This window comes from Vibrio barjaei, assembly GCF_001639065.2.
Taxonomy (GTDB): domain Bacteria; phylum Pseudomonadota; class Gammaproteobacteria; order Enterobacterales; family Vibrionaceae; genus Vibrio; species Vibrio barjaei.
This window is the reverse complement of sequence record NZ_LQXO02000003.1, coordinates 25,839-46,594: the sequence shown is the minus strand read 5'-3', so window position 1 is coordinate 46,594 and position 20,756 is coordinate 25,839. Positions and strand designations below refer to the sequence as shown.

The 20,756-nt window shown below is 44.9% G+C and carries 16 protein-coding genes; 3 read left to right on the top strand and 13 right to left on the bottom strand.

The annotated features are described in order from the left end of the window. Positions 1-58: 58 nt before the first annotated feature. From parC to nudF, 6 genes are all read right to left on the bottom strand, one after another. On the bottom strand, positions 59-2,335 hold the full coding sequence (parC, locus tag AWH66_RS00245) for a DNA topoisomerase IV subunit A (protein ID WP_063606636.1): 2,277 nt from the start codon (positions 2,333-2,335) through the stop codon (positions 59-61). Positions 2,336-2,337: 2 nt separating this feature from the next. Continuing rightward, complete coding sequence (parE, locus tag AWH66_RS00240; RefSeq protein WP_063606637.1) at positions 2,338-4,218, bottom strand: DNA topoisomerase IV subunit B; 1,881 nt, start codon at positions 4,216-4,218, stop codon at positions 2,338-2,340. A gap of 237 nt (positions 4,219-4,455) precedes the next feature. Then, positions 4,456-5,043: an esterase YqiA gene (yqiA, locus tag AWH66_RS00235; RefSeq protein ID WP_063606638.1), complete on the bottom strand. Its 588-nt coding sequence runs from the start codon at positions 5,041-5,043 to the stop codon at positions 4,456-4,458. Further along, complete coding sequence (gene cpdA, locus AWH66_RS00230) at positions 5,043-5,867, bottom strand: 3',5'-cyclic-AMP phosphodiesterase (RefSeq protein WP_063606639.1); 825 nt, start codon at positions 5,865-5,867, stop codon at positions 5,043-5,045. The genes yqiA and cpdA overlap by 1 nt, the downstream gene beginning before the upstream one ends. Positions 5,868-5,895: 28 nt before the next feature. Further along, the gene (locus AWH66_RS00225; RefSeq protein ID WP_006074454.1) at positions 5,896-6,342 is read right to left on the bottom strand and encodes a DUF1249 family protein; all 447 of its coding nucleotides are present in this window, start codon (positions 6,340-6,342) and stop codon (positions 5,896-5,898) included. Positions 6,343-6,351: 9 nt separating this feature from the next. Continuing rightward, complete coding sequence (gene nudF / locus AWH66_RS00220; protein WP_063606640.1) at positions 6,352-6,975, bottom strand: ADP-ribose diphosphatase; 624 nt, start codon at positions 6,973-6,975, stop codon at positions 6,352-6,354. A gap of 236 nt (positions 6,976-7,211) precedes the next feature. Here nudF and tolC point away from each other — a divergent pair, with 236 nt between their 5' ends. Then, a complete protein-coding gene (gene tolC, locus AWH66_RS00215) occupies positions 7,212-8,522 on the top strand; it encodes an outer membrane channel protein TolC (RefSeq protein WP_063606641.1) in 1,311 nt (436 codons plus the stop codon). A gap of 65 nt (positions 8,523-8,587) precedes the next feature. On the opposite strand, the gene hldE is transcribed toward tolC, so the two are convergent. The 5 genes from hldE to AWH66_RS00190 form a co-directional block, all read right to left on the bottom strand. Beyond that, a complete protein-coding gene (hldE, locus tag AWH66_RS00210) occupies positions 8,588-10,018 on the bottom strand; it encodes a bifunctional D-glycero-beta-D-manno-heptose-7-phosphate kinase/D-glycero-beta-D-manno-heptose 1-phosphate adenylyltransferase HldE (RefSeq protein ID WP_038224335.1) in 1,431 nt (476 codons plus the stop codon). Between the two features lie 121 nt (positions 10,019-10,139). Beyond that, complete coding sequence (gene glnE / locus AWH66_RS00205; protein WP_063606642.1) at positions 10,140-12,989, bottom strand: bifunctional [glutamate--ammonia ligase]-adenylyl-L-tyrosine phosphorylase/[glutamate--ammonia-ligase] adenylyltransferase; 2,850 nt, start codon at positions 12,987-12,989, stop codon at positions 10,140-10,142. Between the two features lie 91 nt (positions 12,990-13,080). Further along, positions 13,081-13,851, bottom strand: coding sequence for an ABC transporter permease (locus tag AWH66_RS00200; RefSeq protein WP_063606669.1), 771 nt, complete (start codon positions 13,849-13,851; stop codon positions 13,081-13,083). Between the two features lie 5 nt (positions 13,852-13,856). Beyond that, on the bottom strand, positions 13,857-14,777 hold the full coding sequence (locus AWH66_RS00195; protein ID WP_038223002.1) for an ABC transporter ATP-binding protein: 921 nt from the start codon (positions 14,775-14,777) through the stop codon (positions 13,857-13,859). 165 nt (positions 14,778-14,942) lie between these two features. Further along, the gene (locus AWH66_RS00190) at positions 14,943-16,586 is read right to left on the bottom strand and encodes a SulP family inorganic anion transporter (protein ID WP_063606643.1); all 1,644 of its coding nucleotides are present in this window, start codon (positions 16,584-16,586) and stop codon (positions 14,943-14,945) included. A gap of 232 nt (positions 16,587-16,818) precedes the next feature. Between AWH66_RS00190 and can the strand changes: the two genes are divergently transcribed. Then, positions 16,819-17,478 (top strand): carbonate dehydratase, encoded by a 660-nt coding sequence (can, locus tag AWH66_RS00185; protein WP_006074438.1) that lies wholly within the window; start codon positions 16,819-16,821, stop codon positions 17,476-17,478. A gap of 64 nt (positions 17,479-17,542) precedes the next feature. Here can and hpt read toward each other — a convergent pair whose 3' ends face one another. Further along, positions 17,543-18,073 (bottom strand): hypoxanthine phosphoribosyltransferase, encoded by a 531-nt coding sequence (gene hpt, locus AWH66_RS00180; protein WP_006074437.1) that lies wholly within the window; start codon positions 18,071-18,073, stop codon positions 17,543-17,545. Positions 18,074-18,600: 527 nt separating this feature from the next. Between hpt and AWH66_RS00175 the strand changes: the two genes are divergently transcribed. Further along, positions 18,601-19,221: a LuxR/HapR/OpaR family quorum-sensing transcriptional regulator gene (locus AWH66_RS00175; protein WP_063606644.1), complete on the top strand. Its 621-nt coding sequence runs from the start codon at positions 18,601-18,603 to the stop codon at positions 19,219-19,221. A gap of 101 nt (positions 19,222-19,322) precedes the next feature. On the opposite strand, the gene lpdA is transcribed toward AWH66_RS00175, so the two are convergent. After that, a complete protein-coding gene (lpdA, locus tag AWH66_RS00170; protein ID WP_063606645.1) occupies positions 19,323-20,750 on the bottom strand; it encodes a dihydrolipoyl dehydrogenase in 1,428 nt (475 codons plus the stop codon). Positions 20,751-20,756 lie beyond the last annotated feature (6 nt).

The following is a 20,756-nucleotide window of genomic DNA, read 5'->3' as shown; positions in this document are numbered from 1 at the left end:
CCTTTGAATTCAAAAAAAATCTCCGAGCTAGCTCGGAGATTTTTATTTGGTCGTAAAGTTACTCTTGAACCTCTTCTGAAGCACTCTCACCTGAGTCAACTTCAATGCGTGTGACACGCTGCAATCCACGAGGCAACAAACCACCTCTTCTACCGCGCTCACCACGGAAGTTATCTAGGTCGGCGGGCTTCAAACCAAGCTTGCGTTTACCTGCATAGAGCGTGATAGTCGCGCCTTGTGGCAATGCCATGAGGTGCGAAACAAACTCTTCTCGGGCTTTCGCTTTGGCGGACGGAATGTTAATGATCTTGTTCCCTTTGCCCTTACCAAGTTGAGGTAAGTCCTTAATCGGGAACAGCAACATACGCCCTTGGTTAGTAATGGCAAGAATCTCGTCTGATTCTAGGTCTCCGATCGTCGACGGTGTGATCACTTCAGCTCCTTGTGGAAGCGTGACAAGCGCTTTACCACTGCGGTTCTTAGAAAGCAAATCCGAGCCCTTACAAACAAAGCCATAGCCTGCATCAGAGCCCACCAGCCATAGCTGAGACTCCTCACCCATCACTACTTGGCGAATGCTCGTGCCAGCATTAATGTTCAATCGACCAGTGATTGGTTCGCCCTGACTTCTTGCTGATGGCAACGAATGTGACTCAAGCGAGTAACTTCGACCATCACTGCCTAGGAATACAGCAGGCTGGTTACTCTTACCTCGCGCGCTAGCCAAATACTTATCACCGGCTTTGTAGTTCAAGCTACTAGCATCCACATCATGCCCTTTCGCATGACGAATCCAACCTTTTTCAGACAGTACAACCGTAATTGGTTCACTAGGAACCAGGTCGCGCTCGGTCATAGCTTTTGCTTCTGCACGCTCAACAATTGGTGAGCGGCGGTCATCGCCGTATTTCTCCGCATCCGCTTGAATCTCTTTCTTAAGCAGAGTGTTCATGCGACGCTCAGAGCCTAGAAGTTTTTCTAGCTTCTCACGCTCTTTTTCTAACTCTTCTTGCTCGCCACGGATTTTCATTTCCTCAAGCTTAGCAAGATGACGAAGTTTGGTGTCTAAAATCGCATCAGCTTGAATATCTGTGATTCCGAAACGTTCCATAAGCACAGCTTTAGGTTCGTCTTCGGTACGAATGATTTCAATCACTTCATCCAAGTTTAGATACGCAACCAACAAACCTTCTAAAATGTGTAAACGCGCTAGGATTTTATCTAGGCGATATTGAAGGCGTTTACGTACTGTCTCGCGACGGAATTGAATCCATTCAGATAGGATTTGAACCAAACCTTTCACTTGTGGACGATTGTCCAGACCAATCATGTTGAGGTTAACCCGGAAGTTCTTCTCAAGATCAGTCGACGCAAATAAGTGATTCATTAGCTGATCACAATCGATACGGTTTGAACGTGGCACCACGACAATACGAGTTGGATTTTCATGGTCTGACTCATCACGCAGATCATCGACCATAGGTAGCTTCTTAGCACGCATCTGGTTGGCAATTTGCTCTAGCAGTTTTGCGCCTGAAACTTGGTGTGGCAAGGCTGTGATAACAATATCAGAGCCCTCTTTATGCCATACAGCGCGCATCTTCACGCTGCCGCGACCGGTACGATAAATTTTCTCTAAGTCAGCACTTGGCGAGATAATTTCCGCTTCCGTTGGATAGTCTGGACCTTTAACGAAGTCCATCACTTGCGGTAAATCGGCTTTAGGGTTGTCGATAAGATGAATGGTCGCATCCGCAATTTCACGCACATTATGTGGCGGAATATCGGTTGCCATACCAACGGCAATGCCGGTAATACCATTGAGCAAGATATGCGGTAAACGCGCTGGCAGAATCTTTGGCTCCTTCATGGTGCCATCGAAGTTTGGTTGCCATTCAACCGTGCCTTGACCAATTTCACCTAGCAGGACTTCCGCGAACTTAGACAGTTTTGCTTCGGTATAACGCATTGCAGCGAATGACTTAGGATCGTCTGGCGCACCCCAGTTTCCCTGACCATCAACTAAAGGGTAACGGTAGGAAAACGGCTGAGCCATCAATACCATAGCTTCATAACAAGCCGAGTCACCGTGCGGGTGATATTTACCTAGAACGTCACCAACGGTACGAGCAGACTTTTTGTACTTGGCTGCGGCTGACAAACCAAGTTCTGACATCGCATAAATAATACGACGTTGAACTGGTTTTAAGCCGTCGCCAATATAAGGCAATGCACGATCCATAATAACGTACATTGAATAATTCAAATAGGCGTCTTCGGTGAACTTTCGCAGAGGCAGTTGTTCTACGCCATCAAAAGACATTTCAGTGGACATTGTTATACCTCAGCCATATCACCGTTGTTTTGCAGCCAACTACGACGATCATCTGCTCGTTTCTTACCTAGCAGCATATCCATCATTTCATCGGTCGCTTCGTCGTCATCAATCGTCAACTGAACTAGACGACGAGTGTTTGGATCCATTGTCGTTTCGCGAAGTTGAAGTGGGTTCATTTCACCCAGACCTTTGAATCGCTGAACGTTGATCTTAGCTTTCTTCTTACTTAATCGCTCAAGAACGCCATCCTTCTCGTCATCATCTAGGGCGTAGAAGACTTCTTTGCCACAGTCGATACGATACAAAGGAGGCATCGCTACATAGACATGGCCAGCAGCAACGAGAGAGCGGAAATGCTTGGTGAACAGAGCACACAACAGTGTCGCAATATGAAGCCCATCCGAGTCCGCATCGGCAAGGATACAGACTTTACCGTAACGCAACCCGTCAAGATTTTCGGTGTCAGGGTCAATGCCCAGCGCTACCGAGATATCGTGTACTTCTTGCGATGCTAACACTTGGTCCGCAGACACTTCCCAAGTGTTGAGAATCTTACCACGCAATGGCATTACCGCTTGGAACTCACGGTCACGTGCTTGCTTAGCACTACCACCCGCAGAATCCCCTTCCACAAAGAAGATTTCTGTACGATTTAGATCTTGTTGCGAACAGTCTGTCAGCTTACCCGGAAGCGCTGGGCCTGAAGCCACCTTCTTACGCACGACCTTTTTGCTCGCTCGCATACGGCGGTGCGCATTGGCAATGCAGACTTCCGCTAACTGTTCTGCTAGCTGGGGCTTTTCATTCAGCCATAAGCTGAACGCATCTTTAACAACACCAGATACAAACGCAGCACATTGACGTGAAGAGAGACGCTCTTTAGTCTGCCCTGCAAATTGCGGGTCTTGCATCTTGATAGAGAGAACGTATGAGCAACGCTCGAACACATCATCACCAGTTAGCTTCACACCGCGAGGCAATAAATTACGGAACTCGCAGAACTCGCGCATTGCGTCAAGCAAACCTTGGCGAAGGCCATTAACATGCGTACCGCCTTGAGCCGTAGGGATCAAGTTGACGTAGCTTTCGGTGATCATCTCACCGCCTTCTGGCTGCCAAATTACTGCCCACGTTGCCGCTTCAGTTTCGGCGGAAAACTCGCCGGTAAATGGTTGCTCAGGAAGAACCGCATAACCTTTTACGCCTTCTACCAGATAGTCTTTTAAACCATCCTCGTAAAACCACTTATAGTCCTTGTTATTCACCTTATCGGTAAAGGTAATTTCAAGACCTGGACAAAGCACCGCTTTAGCGCGTAGGTTGTTGATAAGTCTTGTAACAGAGAAGTTAGCCGAATCAAAATAACTAGCGTCTGGCCAGAAGTGGACACTGGTGCCTTTATTGCGACGACCACATGTACCAGTCACGGTCAGCTCTTCAACCTTGTTGCCGTTCTCAAAAGCCATTTCATAGACTTGACCATCACGACGGACGGTAACTTCAACACGCTTAGACAGGGCATTTACAACCGAAATACCTACACCATGCAGACCACCGGAGAACTGGTAGTTTTTGTTGGAGAACTTACCACCAGCGTGCAGCTTACAGAAAATCAGCTCGACGCCTGAAATCTTCTCTTCTGGGTGGATATCAACTGGCATGCCTCGACCATCATCGATGACTTCCAAAGATTGGTCTGCGTGCAGAATTACTTGTACCTTAGAGGCATGTCCGGCTAGCGCTTCATCGACACTGTTATCGATGACTTCTTGGCCCAAGTGATTTGGGCGCACTGTATCCGTATACATCCCTGGTCGGCGACGTACTGGCTCAAGCCCATTGAGTACCTCAATGGCTCCAGCATTATATTGTTCTGTCATAATACGGAAATTTTACTCAAATAAAGATTGATACTTAGCAGCAAAAATAGAGATTGTGGCTTTATACCACGCCTGTTAGAAGACACTTTACTGTCAAAATATGACAAACTTCCAAGGCTTACGCGTAAGTACAGACACATCATACTCTGGCTCTGAGGAAGTGTTGTCAAGTTTCAAGCCAAAGTTGGGGATAAATTTATGACTGTCTCCTCAAGCAGAGACGAAAAAAGCACCACTTTAAAGCGCTAAGAACTCAATTATCCTTTCTGGATAGCGCTCAAAACCGATAAAGCTATGATCTCCATCAGCTTCCACAGTTAGCTTACTGTGCTGATATTTTGCCACGGCTTGGCGATAATCTAAAACTTCATCACCTTCTTGTTGCAATAACCAAAAGTCATCAGGTTTTTTAAGCACTGGCACATCTAATCTCTTAAGTTCATCGATATGCTTATGCTCAAGGGTATAACGTTCTTGAGTATAAGGGTTCTCTTGCTCCCCGAGAAAATCGAGCAACAACTCATAGGGCTTAACTGCAGGATTCACCAACACCGCTTTCAATCCATAGTGAGCGTTGAGCCAAGTAGACAAATAGCCACCAAGAGAGCTACCAACTAGCGCAATTTGATAGTCATTTTGATAGCGCTCTATCAATTGTTTTAATAGTTCAGCAGCTTGCTGAGGAAAACAAGGCATTTGCGGCACTAAAACTTTGATATCTGGACGGTGCTTTTGGCAGTACTCCACTATTACCTGCGCTTTAACCGATAGAGGTGAGCTGTTAAAACCATGAATATATAAAAGCAGCGGCTTCTTTTCCGTCATCAGTAGCCTTCCGCGTTAAAGTCAGGTCTAAACGAGCCGTTAGCAAGGCGTTTCACTTCGGTGAGCAAGCTACCATCCTCTCTTAGTTCCAACTCACGCCAACCTGGAGAGCGGATATCTAGAGCGAACTCGTTCGAGTTCGGTTTAAACTGCACACAAGTAGAAGGCGTTGCCAGCACGCGCACTCCGCCATGCAATTCATCTAGTTCTTGATGAATATGGCCACAAAGCACAGCACGAACATTGTCATGCTTTTCGACAACATTCCAAAACTCATCCGCATCTTTTAGCGAGTGTTGATCGAGCCAAGCACTGTTCACTAACAATGGATGGTGATGCAGCAAGACTAAGGTATGTCTGTCACAATGCGTAGAAAGCATACGGTCTAAAAACTCGAGTTGACTATCACTCAAGCGACCATGAGGTACTCCCACGACCTGAGAATCAAGCAGCACTACCTGCCACTTCTCTCCTAGAAGAACATGGGTAACATCTTGAATAAGCGGTGAGCTCACTACACTATTCATACAAGGTTTGTAATCGTGATTGCCTGGCAACCAGTAGCAAGGAAGAGCTAACGGCTCAATTCCCGCAACAAACTTCTCATATGAAGCTTCTGTGTGGTCTTGTGAAATATCACCTGTCGCAAGCAAGGCATCGAATTGCGTGCCTTGTGCAACGATTTCAGCCACAACAGCATTAAAACTCTCTTGGGTATTAACACTCAGTAGGCAGCCATCTTGCGGCGCAAATAGATGCGTGTCGGTCAATTGCAGCAACCTGACGCTACTTAACTGAGATTCATCACTGGGTGTTGTTTTCAAAATATAAAAACCTGAACATCAAATTCTTTCAGCTTCGATACATAATCGGAGCTCGACTAATTCCATTTTTTAAGCAAAAAGTTAGCCAATCACTTAGAAACTGATTGAACTGAAATTTTTCATCTTTTTGCAGCATTTTGGCGTTGGGATAATCATAACGCGCATTTACTCGTGAAGTTTGCTCACAGTTGCAAACTTCTGCGACCCTTGCATCGTGATAGAGTCGTACCGTCATTTTAGGCAATGGAAAAACAGGAAGCTCATCATCTTGGCAAATTTCGACCAATGTTGTGTACTTCGTCACTTCTAGAACTTCCAATTGATACGTCAAATTTGCTGCTTGGTAGCAACGGACATCTCCAACCGTCGGTGTTGTTGGAATCAAGCGATTCAATTTAGCGTAATTCGTTTCATAGATCCGCATTAGCTCCGCAAGATCAACATGATACGTATTACTATCGACAACGCCTACCATAGAAAATTCCTACCAATTTGCCTGTAATTTGCGGTAATTAAGCTCTAACCATTGCAATGCAATGATCGAAGCTCCATTTTCAATTTCACCGCTTTCTACCATCTGATACGCTGCTTCACGAGACACAACGCGAACTCGTATATCCTCTCCCTCTGTCTCCAGGCCATGGACGCCACTAGCAAGTGATGCGTCAACATGCCCGACAAATACAGAGATGCGTTCTGAACATCCACCAGAGGAAGGGTAGTAGCGAGTGATGGGGACTAATGCCTTAACTTCTACTCCAGCTTCTTCTACTGATTCGCGACGGACTAGCTCTTCAATCGTTTCATCTTTGTCGACTATGCCTGCGACAATCTCAACCTGCCATGGGTTTTCATGTTCAAGGGCACCAACTCGGATTTGCTCAATCAGCACTACTTCATCGCGAACCGGATCATAAGGCAGCATGGCAGCAGCCCCACCGCGAACTAACATTTCTCTGTCAATTACGGAACTCCAACCGCCTTCAAACAGTCTATGCTTGAAGCGATATAGAACCATTTCGAAGAACCCTTTGAACACCGTTTGTTTTGACATTATTTCTACATCGTCAGATGTAAATTTATCATGCTGTTGTAAAGAGTCTTTCATCACTGACCTCTGGCTGAAGTTAATCTTATAGTCTACTCAAGGAAAGGGGGTTCTACCAACGACAAGGTTCAACTTTTTACGCAATAATTCAAATAAAATTTGCTTTTGGTTAATTATTTGTCGCAATTTTAGGTGAGCTTGCGTAAAAAAGTGCAAAGTTTCGAGTGAATTACGGTCATTTTAAGTTAAACTGTGAATCATACCCTTATCAGTATTATCAGGCAGGATTAGGACAAATGAAAAAACTGCTTCCATTATTTATCACAGCTGCATTAGGAAGCGTAAGTGCAGCGGCATGGGCCGACTCCCTAACGGAAATCTACGATCAAGCAAAAACCAATGATCCTCAGCTATTAAGAGCTGCGGCACAGCGTGATCGTGCATTTGAAGCCATTAACTCTGCTCGTGCAACTCTGTTGCCACAAATCAACTTAACGGCTGGTTATAACATCAACCGTAGCGATGACGATATTACAGATAGTGACAAAGCGACAGCCGGTGTCGGTTTCTCACAAGAGCTGTATAACCGCACTAGTTGGATCACATTAGACAGTGCAGAGAAAACTGCTCGTCAAGCTGACTCAGAATATGCAGCAGCACAACAAGACCTAATCCTACGTACTGCTCAAGCTTATTTCGAAGTATTACGTTCTAAAGATAACCTAGAATCGGTCCGCGCTAACAAAGCGGCAGTTGCTCGTCAGTTAGAGCAAACTAAACAACGTTTTGAAGTAGGTCTTTCAGCCATTACTGACGTTCACGATGCACAAGCACAATACGACCGCGTGTTGGCCGATGAAGTTGTTGCAGAAAACAACTTACTTAACCAATATGAAGCGCTTCGCGAAATTACAGGTCAAGAACATAAGAACATCGATGTTCTTGATACAGACCGCTTCTCTGCCGCGCGCCCTGAGCAGTCTGTGACGTTCTTCTTAGAAGAAGCTCAGAACAAAAACCTCTCTTTACTATCAGCTCGTATCGGCCAAGATATTGCTAAAGACAACATCACACTGGCAAGCTCCGGTCATCTTCCGAAGCTAACATTGGATGGTGGTTATAATTACGGAAACGAACGTAATGATACCGTTGCAAGTAGAGCAGGAAGTACAAATAGCTTTAATGCAGGCATTAACCTTTCGGTCCCGCTATACACTGGTGGCAACATTACCTCACAAACCAAACAGGCTGAGTTCGCCTACGTTGAAGCAAGTGAACAGCTAGAACAAACTTACCGTTCAGTTGTGAAGAATGTTCGTGCGAATAACAACAACATCAACTCTTCTATTGGCGCTATTCGTGCTTATGAGCAGACCGTTATTTCTGCTGAATCCGCACTAGAAGCAACGAAAGCTGGTTTTGATGTCGGTACCCGTACTATCGTTGACGTGTTAGAAGCCACTCAGGCACTTTATAACGCAGAGAGTAACCTTTCTGATTCACGCTACGATTACATCATTAGTATTCTGAACCTACGTCAATCAGTAGGTACATTAAGCGAGCAAGATATCGTTGATATCAATGCTGGCCTTAAGAAAGCGAAGTAGTTGCTAACTGAAGTAAAAAGGGACGCTGATGCGTCCCTTTTTACTTGTTTATGTTGACTGAAGGATTAGCCTCGGCCACCTTTGATAGCTTCAATGATCTCAGTCGTGGAGCAGCCATCTTCAAAGTTCAGTACTTTTACTTCACCACCAGCAGCGATCACCTCTTTACCACCTGCAATCTCTTCTGGCTTATAGTCACCGCCTTTAACAAGCAGACTTGGTAGCACTTCAGAGATCAAGCGTTGTGGCGTTTCTTCTGAGAATGGTACAACCCAATCAACAGCCCCTAGACCAGCAAGAACAGCCATACGGCGATCGGTTGGATTAACCGGACGACCTGGTCCTTTTAACGCTCGAACAGATTCATCAGTGTTCACAGCAACAATTAAGCGATCACCCAGTTCAGCAGCGTGATTTAGATAAGACACATGCCCGGCGTGAAGAATGTCAAAGCAACCATTCGTCATCACAACGGTTTCGCCTTTAGAGCGCGCTTTCGCTACCGCTTCAATCAACGCAGCTTCACTGATCACACCGAAGTCGGTATCTTGACTACCGTGAACCGCTTCAGCAAGTTCAATAGTAGATAGTGTTGATGTACCCAGCTTACCAACAACCACTCCAGCTGCCGCATTAGCCAATGCACACGCCTCATCAAGCGGTTTACCCGCTGCAACTGACGCCGCTAATACAGAGATAACCGTATCGCCTGCACCGGTAACGTCATACACTTCTTTCGCTTGTGTTGGCAAATGGAACGGTTCCTGATCTTTACGAAGTAAAGTCATACCGTGCTCACTACGTGTTACCAATAGTGCTTCAAAGTCGAACTCTTTAATTAGCGCATTACCTTTCTCGATAAGCTCTTCTTCGCTTTTCACTTTGCCTACCACATGCTCAAATTCAGCCATGTTTGGTGTTAGCAATGTCGCGCCGCGATAGCGTTCGAAATCTGCCCCTTTAGGGTCGATAAACACCGGGACACCTGCAGCTTTCGCTTTCTGGATATACGCTTGAACATGCTCTAGCGCACCTTTGGCGTAATCGGATAGCACCACAGACTTCACATTTGGTAACGCTTGCTCCATCTTAGCTAATACAAGCTCAGGGTCTGTATTCTCGAACTTATCTTCAAAGTCCAAACGAATCAGTTGCTGCCCTCGGCTCAAAACACGAAGTTTGGTGATAGTTGGATAGTTAGGTAATGCAACAAAATCACAAGTTACCTTCAAAGACGTCAGTGTTTCAGTTAGTACTTTTGCTGGTTCATCCATACCAACAAGTCCAATCGTATGTGCATGACCACCTAGCGAAGCGATATTCATAGCGACGTTGGCAGCGCCACCTGGACGTTCTTCGTTGTTTTCTACTTTTACTACAGGAACTGGGGCTTCTGGAGAAATACGCCCTGTCGGACCATACCAGTAACGGTCTAACATAAGGTCACCGACAATCAATACGCCAGAGTCGCTGTAATTCGGTAGGATGGGTTTCATTTCTGTACTCCAATATGATGTAAGAGGGCTTGATTATGCCCTCTTGTCTTAAATCTTTTGGCTAAGCCATTGAATGGATAGTAGCACAACTCTTCGTTTCAATACCAAGCTGAAGCAAGAATTACCCTAGCCACTGTTTCCATGCTTCAACGACGATGGCTTTTTCTTGAGTAAACTTACTCTCGTCAACATCCGCGTCTAAATTGAGCAAGTTACGATGATGAATTTCATCACGCAATGTGGTGTAGGCGTGCGTGAGTGCCATCGCTTGCTCTTCTTCCATCACACCTTGTGACATCATTGACTCAAATATACGAACATTATCCGACCAGCGTGTCAGCTTTGGCTTGTCGTGACTATATTGCAACACCAAATACTGGGCTAAAAATTCAATATCAGTAATCCCCCCAGCATCTTGTTTAAGCATAAATCGACCCGCTTTTTTACCACCTAAATGGTCACGCATTTTCTCTCGCATATCGACCACTTGCTGTTTCAATGTCGATTCATCACGAGCGGTCCGAAGGACGTCGTTGCGGGTGTTTTCAAATGCGTGTTGCAGAGGTGCATCACCGTAAATCATACGTGCTCTTACTAAAGCTTGATGCTCCCACGTCCAAGCATCATTGTGCTGATATTCATCAAAGGCGTCAGTCGGACTTACTAGCAGTCCTGACGCACCGGAAGGACGCAGTCTAGTATCCACTTCATACAGAATTCCCGATGCTGTTCTGGTAGAGAATATGTGGATAATACGCTGTGCTAAGCGAAGATAGAACTGACGACCGTCGATATCCTTTTTGCCATCGGTATACGCGTTTACCGGACAATCATGCATGAACACAATATCCAGATCAGAGTTATAACCTAGTTCCCAACCTCCTACTTTACCGTAGCCAATAACGGCAAAACCTTTGCTACCACGGTCTTTCAAGTGTGTTGGTTCACCATATTTCGCCGCCATTTGCTGCCAAGCTTGGTTTATACCCGCCTCTACAATAGCTTCAGCCAAATACGTTAAGTGGTCACTTACTTTCATAACGGGCAATACGCCTGCAATATCGGCGGCCGCGATTCTCAGAATGCAGGTCTGCTTAAACTGGCGCAGCGCCTCCATCTGCTGCTCCATATCCTCTTCTGGAATACGAGCTAAATAATCCCGTAGTTCGGTTTTATAGGACTCAAGAGGTACAGGGTTATAGAGATGAGCAGGATCAAGCAACTCATCAAGCAAGATCGGATAACGTCCAAGCTGTTCCGAGATCATTGGACTTGCCGTACATAGTCTCACTAACTGCACGAGTGCAGCTGGGTGCTCGTCCAATAGCTCAAGGTAAGTTGTTCGAGTCACAATACGATGCAGAACATGCAGCACTCGCGATAAACCAAACTCTGCATCTTTATGGGCATAAATGGCACTAAAGACTTTAGGCATCAACCGATTAAGCACTTCACGCCCACGAGGGCCTAGTGTTTTCTTGGCAAGGTCTGCTTTAAATTGCTGAATGGTTTTCTGTTTGTCGGCTGGATTCTCCACATGAAGATCATGTTCTAATAAGTGCTCGATCACTTCTGGTCGATCCGCCATATCCCATAACTCATGGAAGTGTTTAGCGATTGGGTTCGCGTCTTCTTCGTCTTCATCTTCGCCAATCAAGTTGGCAAACACCTGATGCACATTCAGCATATGCTGCTCGGTTGCGTGAACCAAAGCAGACCAATTTTCAAATCGCATCGCACACGCTAATTTGAGCTGGTCGCATGGTTTATCAGGTAGTGTTTGAGTCTGCTTATCGGCCATGGCTTGCAATAGGTTTTCCAACCGACGCAAGAAACAATAAGCCGAACGCAGCTGTTGGACGTTTTCTGACTCTAGTAGCGACAGAGTGTCGATTGCATCAAGCGTTTCCAATAACCCTCGACCTCGTAAACTCGGTTCACGTCCTCCTCGAATAAGCTGAAACACTTGAGCGATAAATTCCACTTCACGAATACCGCCTGGACCGAGCTTAATATTGTTTCCTAACCCACGTCTGCGAACTTCGCTGCTGATCATCGATTTCATGCGTCTTAATGACTGAATGGCACTAAAGTCGATATAACGACGGAACACAAAAGGGCGCAGCATTTTACGCAGCTCTTGGTATTGTGGATACATCTCACTGCCCATTACGCGCGCTTTCACCATCGCATAACGTTCCCAATCACGGCCTTGCTCTTGATAGTAATCTTCCAGTGCCGCATAACTCATCACCAATGGTCCGCTCTCACCAAATGGGCGCAATCTCATATCCACTCGATAACAAAAGCCATCAAACGTCTGCTGATCAAGCGCTTTGATGATGCGCTGCCCTAAGCGTGTAAAGAACTGGGCATTAGCAATTGAGCGACGTGTACCCTGTGTTTCACCGTTTTCTGGATAAGTGAAAATGAGATCGATATCCGATGAGAAATTCAGCTCACCGCCACCGAGTTTCCCCATACCGATAATCAACATTGGCTGCGCTTTGCCCTCTGCATTACAAGGTGTGCCCCATTCCAAGCAGCACGCTTTATACTGCCATTGATAAGTCTCAAAGATCATCGCTTCAGCTAACATGGAAAGATGGTGCAAGCTTTGTTCTAGGCTCCAGTCACTACGGAAATCGCGCCATGCGATATATGTCATTTCGCGATTTCGGAATCGACGTAATACACGATGGCCTTCCATTTCGCTACTACAAGCCTCAAGTTGAGTCGCTAATCGCACTCGATAGTTCTCAGCTCTACTATGCTGCGAGAGCATGTCAGGTAGATCCGCGAACAGCCCTTCGTCTTTCAGTAGTGACTCTTCCACGAAACAGCTCATCGCCATGACATACTTTAGCTGTTGTTGTCGCTCTGGAGTCCAATGGGATAGGTCAGAATAGGCTTGTTGAATTCGCTCAAACGCTGATTGAGCATCGTGTTGTAATTCGGCAGGCAGTTGCATTTGTCGTCCTTGTCTCGACTGAAACAAAAAGTGGCAGCTACCGCTACCACTTCATTGATCACATATCAGTGTATTACGCTAGAATCTTACTCTAGCTTCTAAGGCCAATACCCTTAGTCACCAAATGATGGGCTACTCCATAAAGTACCACGATAAACACCAAGAGTACGCCAAAAGATGTCACAATCCCTACATCCGACACACCTAAGAAACCGTAACGGAAAGCGTTGACCATATAAACGATTGGATTGATTTTGGATACACCTTGCCAGAACTCAGGAAGCAGGCTAATGGAATAAAACACACCGCCTAGATATGTCAGCGGCGTCAAAACAAAAGTGGGAATAATCGATATATCATCAAAGGTCTTGGCATACACCGCATTAATAAGACCACCGAGTGAGAACACCACCGACGTCATAAACACAGTCAAGATAATTACGGCCCAATGCTCAACTTGTAAATCAACAAAAAACAGCGAGACAAAAGTCACTATCGTGCCAACCAATAAACCACGCACGACACCGCCCATGACAAAGCCAGCAATGATGACGTAATTGGGTACAGGTGCGACAAGGAGCTCTTCAATATTGCGCTGAAATTTAGCACTAAAGAAGGACGAAGCAACATTCGAATACGAGTTAGTAATCACCGACATCATAATAAGGCCAGGAACAATATATTCCATGTAACTGAAACCGTTCATCTCACCGATTCGAGAACCAATCAGACTACCGAAGATGATGAAGTAAAGTGTCATGGTAATCGCTGGCGGTACTAGGGTTTGTACCCAAATTCGAGTAAAGCGGTTAATTTCTTTCGTCAGAAGGCTTTTAAATGCCGTCCAATACAAACCGTACAAATTCATCAGTTTGCCTCCGTTTGATTACGCACAATAGAAACAAATAACTCTTCAAGTCGGTTGGCTTTGTTCCTCATCGACAACACTTTGATACCAGCCTCAGAAAGCTGAGTGAAAATGTGGTTCAACCCCTGAGTTTTCTCAATTTCTATCTCCAAAGAGCCATTCACCACGTTTTGCGATTTAACCCCTTGTAGCTCAGGAATATCAACGCTTGCGTCAATATCGAGAATAAATGTTTCTACATCCAGCTTATTAAGCAAAGCTTTCATCGATGTGTTCTCAATCAGTTCACCGCGTTGGATAATACCGATATTGCGGCAAAGCAGTTCCGCTTCTTCAAGGTAGTGAGTTGTCAGAATAATGGTGATACCTTGTCGATTAATCTCTTTAAGGAAATCCCACATTGAGCGACGAAGCTCAATATCAACCCCAGCCGTCGGTTCATCAAGAATGAGTAGTTTAGGTTCATGCATTAAAGCGCGAGCAATCATAAGTCGACGCTTCATTCCTCCGGAGAGGTTTCGAGCTCGCTCACTGCGCTTTTCCCAAAGGTCTAGCTGAGACAGGTACTTTTGCGCGCGCTGCTTCGCCACATCCTTAGCAACACCGTAATACCCTGCTTGCTGAAGAACAATCTGCTCAACGGTTTCGAACTGGTTAAAGTTGAACTCTTGTGGCACCAGACCAAGTTGCTGCTTCGCCAGTTCAAGCTCATTATCAATATCGTGACCAAACACCGAGACCTTGCCCGATGTTTTGTTGACTAGAGACGTAATGATACCGATGGTGGTGGATTTACCCGCACCATTAGGCCCAAGCAAAGCATAAAAGTCTCCCTGCTCAACTTGAAGACTCACCCCTTTAAGCGCTTCAAAGCCACCCGCATAGGTCTTTCTTAACTGCTCAATTTCTAATGCGATCATAATTTGCACCGAAGAATGCATCATTGGAATAATTTGATATTTCCAATGATATCGAAAAGTTTGAATATACCCTTACACATGATGATGATGGCTCAATTTTTCAAGTGGTGGTGATAAATTGGCTATAAAAAATGCGAGTATGTTAGTACTCGCTTTTTATCCCTTTTAAGCCGTTGCCTTATATGCGGCATCCAGTGCGTGTTCTCGCTGCTGATAGATATTGCCATCCGGAACAAGATCAATAACGTGGAATTTATCCAATTGCTGTCGAGTTTGCGTATTTGGACATAACAAGTACACCTGACACTCTGCGTCTTTGGCATCCTTGATGGCATTTTCTAGAGCAAGACCAACCGTTACGTCGATCATAGGAACATCCGTAAGGTCGAGTATCATCGCTTGATAGTCAGCAATACTTGAGTGTTGTCTTGAAATTGCTTTAGAGACACTAAAAATCATTGGCCCAGATAAGTAGAAAAACAGTACCTTACCTTGGGTTTGTTCTAGCAACTCTCGCTCATATTCACTTAACGGCACATCGTCGTCAGCATCGCTGATCGCTTTTACCTGACGAGCTTGCTCACGGCTCAGTCTTTCAATAATAATGATGTTCGAGATAAACACACCAAGGCCTACGGCAACGATAAGATCTACAAATACAGTCAGCAGCATAACACCGTACATGATCGCCATACCGGCCAAACTCACCTTATGTGCTCGCTGAATAAAGCTCCAATCCAGTATGTTAAAACCGACATAAACAGCAATGCCTGCCAACACAGCCATTGGAATGGGTTCAGTTAAACCACTTGCCACCAATACTACCAGCGCTAGCACTAATGCCCGCACCACACCCGATAATGGAGAGCGAGCACCTACTTGGATATTGGTCACCGTTCCCATTGTCGCACCAGCTCCCGGTAGAGCCCCAAACAAACCTGCGATAAGGTTCGCTAACCCTTGGCCGCGCAATTCCTTATCTGAGTCATGCTCTTTACGAGTTAGAGAGTCACCGATAACAGCTGTTAATAAGGTATCAATACAGCCTAATGTACCGAGTACAAGCGCATCAATAAGCATGGTGGTCAGCATTTCTGCGTTAAAATGCGGTATAACTAATGAAGGTAAACCTGCTGGAATCTCGCCAATTCTGCGAATACTCTCACTACTGAAAAACAGCATAGATATCACTGTGACTAACACCAGCGCCACAAGTTGCGGAGGAATATGTTGACGGTATTTTTTAGGGAACAGAAATAGAATCGCTAACGTCAGTAGCCCAAGGAATAATTCTGAAAAGTCGATATGGGTTAGCAGTTCAGGTAATGCCTTGACTGTCCCAATAACGCCGCCCGTTGGCGCGGCTTGTCCTAATAGTGGCGCCAGTTGAAGAATCACCAAGATCACACCAATTCCCGACATGAACCCTGAGACAACACTGTATGGCATTAAGGTAACGTATTTTCCGAGTTTTAACGTACCAAGCAAGATTTGAAAAATACCCGCCATCATAACGACAGTGAAGGTCATCGCCATCCCTGTTTCCGGGTACTTAGCCATCATTGCTGTCAATACCGCTGTCATGATGACCGTCATAGGGCCTGTCGGTTCGGAAATAAGGCTAGAAGAACCGCCAAATAGAGAGGCAAACAGCCCCACCATGATTGCGCCCCACAGCCCTGCTTCTGCGCCGGCTCCAGATGCCACACCAAATGCCAACGCCAGTGGCAATGAAATAATCGCGGTAGTTACCCCGCCAAATACATCCCCTTTAAGGTTTATATCTTCAAAACGACGTCCTAACTTCATTACTATCCTTGAAAATAACCAAAAAATTGCCTCACCTTAACAAATGTGACAATAAGTTAATAACTAATAAGGGCCATTCAATTTTCATAAGATATAAGTTTTTTTCACCGAATCGTTAAGTCACTGATTTTAGGTACATGAACACGTCAGATGAGTACATTTTGATACTTTTTTTTCGAGATTCAATTTGTAACATTGTGTATAGTATCTCGAATTATTGAAGGGAAGTATCATGCCGGAAATCAAACAACTCTTTGACAACAATTCAAAGTGGTCTGAAGAAATTCGCTCCGAAAGACCAGAGTATTTCGCAAAGCTAGAGGAAGGCCAAAACCCTGGATTCCTTTGGATTGGTTGCTCCGATAGCCGAGTACCAGCAGAGCGTCTAACGGGGTTATATTCAGGCGAACTCTTTGTTCACCGTAATGTTGCCAACCAAGTCATTCATACCGATCTTAACTGCCTATCTGTAGTGCAATACGCGGTAGATGTGCTAAAAGTCAAACACATCATCGTTTGTGGTCACTATGGCTGTGGTGGCGTGAATGCTGCTATTGATAACCCACAGCTTGGGCTCATTAACAACTGGCTTCTGCATATCCGTGATTTGTACTTAAAGCATCGTAACTGGCTCGGTGAATTGCCACGCGACATGTGGGGTGACAAGCTTTGTGAGATTAACGTTGCTGAGCAGGTGTACAACCTAGGTAACTCAACCATTATGCAAAACGCTTGGGAACGCGGCCAAGAAGTTGAAGTTCATGGTGTGGTCTATGGCATTGGTGATGGTAAGCTGCAAGATCTCGGTGTTCGCTGTTCAAGCAGAGAGAGTCTTGAAGTAAATTACCAAGCTGCCATGTCGAAAATTTTGAGTACCGAAGTACTAAAATAATCCAGTATTTAGAAAAATGCCCATCTCACAGAGATGGGCATTTTTTATGTTTGTACGACCAGATTTATTCCTGAGGTACCACTTTACCGATGTATGGTAAGTGACGATATTTCTGAGCGTAATCGATACCAACACCCACTACGAACTCATCCGGGATTTCGAAGCCAATCCATTTAACATCAACATCGACTTCACGGCGTGATGGCTTGTCTAGCAAGGTACAAATCTGAATAGATTTTGGTTCGCGTAGCGATAGAATCTCTTTCACTTTGTTTAAGGTATTACCAGTATCGATAATATCTTCCACAAGCAGGATATCTTTACCTTTAATATCATCATCAAGATCTTTCAGGATACGCACATCGCGTGAGCTTTCCATCGTATTGCCATAGCTTGATGCCGTCATAAAGTCTACTGAGTGAGTAAGCTCAATGGCACGAGCCAAATCCGCCATAAAGACAAAAGAGCCACGTAGCAAGCCGACCATAACTAAATCTTCGCTACCTTTGTAGTGTTCAGTAATTTCTTTACCTAACACTTTTACACGCTCATGAACTTCTTGCTCAGAAATCATGACTTCAACAGTATGTTTCATATCTATCTCGATGTTGATTGGTTTACTTGGTCGCCACAGCAACACTGGCTGTGAATCCCTACCTAAAACAGACAACACTATTTTAGTGAAAAGATGCCAAGCGTTCACATTTGCGCAGTATGGTATCACTTTCTGACTCAGGATAAAAATCAGGCGAAAATCTGGCGTCAAATTACTCTGTTGGTATAAACCAGAACGAATGTTTGTTAACGCATAGTGTTGAAAGAATATGACGCTTTCAGCGCAAAGTGTGATATGCAGGTAAATTAACGCTAATTATGAAAATTATCAGTGTATGACTATTGACCAAAGCACATATGCACCATTACACTTATAAAACAAAAGAAAAAATAGAGCATGTGATTTCCAAAATGGAAATTGTTAACCAAAAACTAACATTAATATGCCAGTTATTGTGTATAACAGCTTTCATATTGGACCAAATCTCTGACTCTGTATAACAAACAGGGCGCAGTTGGACGTACTCATAGAGTTACCAGCCCTACCAACGTTGGCAAGGAAATATTATGGACTCAATAGTAAAAAGACCTAGAACTCGCTTATCTCCACAAAAGCGCAAATTACAGCTTATGGAGATTGCACTAGAAGTATTCGCGAAACGCGGCATTGGTCGTGGAGGTCACGCGGATATCGCAGAAATTGCACAAGTTTCAGTAGCAACTGTATTCAACTACTTCCCAACACGAGAAGACTTGGTTGATGAAGTGCTTAACCACGTCGTCTGTCAGTATTCCAACTTCTTATCAAATACCATTGACCTTGATGTCGACATCAAAGAAAACCTAACCAACATTCTTGATGGTGTGGTGGATATGGTGATCGAAGACTGTCACTGGAATAAAGTATGGTTTGAATGGAGTACATCTACGCGTGATGAGGTTTGGCCATTGTTTGTCTCATCGAACAAAACCAGCCAAGCACTGATTGAAAACATGTTCATTAAAGCCATTGAGCGTCGCGAAGTCTGCTCTCAACACAACACTAAGCATCTCACAAGCTTATTCCATGGTATTTGCTATTCACTGTTTGTTGAAGCTAATCGCAGTAGTGATGGTGAATCTATTAAATCGTTAACCGACTGCTACATGGATATGGTTTGCATCTACGAGAAAGATAGCCGCCACTAAAGAACAGCCCTTGAACATAAATGTTTAAGGGCTTAATTTTTAAAAGTATCCATAAAAAAACGGCCAGTATGAAACTGGCCGTTTTTGTCTTCACTCAGAAATTATTTCTTTTTCTTCGCTTTTGCATTTGGAAGGTCAGTGATAGTGCCTTCAAATACTTCTGCCGCAAGACCAACAGATTCGTGAAGCGTTGGGTGAGCGTGGATAGTCAATGCGATATCTTCTGCATCACAACCCATCTCGATCGCTAGACCGATTTCACCAAGCAGTTCACCACCGTTCGTGCCAACAATAGCACCACCAATTACGCGGTGAGTATCTTTATCGAAGATAAGCTTAGTCATACCGTCTGCGCAGTCAGATGCGATTGCACGACCGGATGCTGCCCATGGGAATGTAGCCGTTTCGTAGTTGATGCCTTCTGCTTTCGCTTCTTTCTCCGTCTTACCAACCCAAGCTACTTCTGGCTCAGTGTAAGCAATTGACGGAATCACTTTCGGGTCAAAGTAGTGCTTCTTACCAGAGATAACCTCTGCCGCTACGTGACCTTCATGCACACCTTTGTGAGCAAGCATTGGCTGACCAACGATATCGCCGATTGCATGGATGTGAGGCACGTTAGTACGCATTTGCTTATCAACATTGATAAAGCCACGCTCATCAACTTCAATACCTGCTTTTTCTGCATCAAGCAGTTTGCCGTTTGGTACACGACCAATAGCCACAAGTACTGCATCGTAACGCTCAGCTTCAGCAGGTGCTTTCTTACCTTCCATTGAAACGTAGATACCGTCTTCTTTCGCTTCAACTGCTGTGACCTTGGTTTCAAGCATCAAGTTAAACTTGTTCTTAATACGCTTAGTGTAGACTTTCACCATATCTTTATCCGCAGCAGGGATAAGTTGGTCAAACATTTCTACAACATCAATCTGAGAACCCAGAGAGTGGTATACCGTCGCCATTTCTAGACCGATGATACCACCACCCATGATAAGCAGTTTTCCTGGTACTTCTTTCAGCTCTAGCGCATCAGTAGAATCCCAAATACGTGGGTCTTCATGCGGGATGAATGGCAATTTAATAGGGCGTGAACCCGCAGCTACGATGGCATTATCGAAGTTAACAACCGTTTTACCGTCTTCGCCTTCAACTTCAATTGAGTTAGGACCAGTAAACTTACCGAAACCGTTAACCACATTTACTTTACGCATCTTAGCCATACCGCCAAGGCCGCCAGTAAGTTGGTTAATAACTTTTTCTTTCCATAGACGAATCTTATCGATATCAGTCTGTGGCTCACCAAATACGATACCGTGCTCAGCAAGCGCTTTTGCTTCTTCGATAACTTTAGCAACGTGAAGTAGTGCTTTAGATGGGATACAACCCACGTTCAGACACACACCACCAAGCGTGCTATAACGTTCAATAAGAACGGTTTCTAGGCCTAAATCGGCACAACGGAATGCAGCGGAGTAACCAGCAGGACCGGCACCAAGTACTACCACCTGGGCTTTAATTTCTTTGCTCATTTTGAC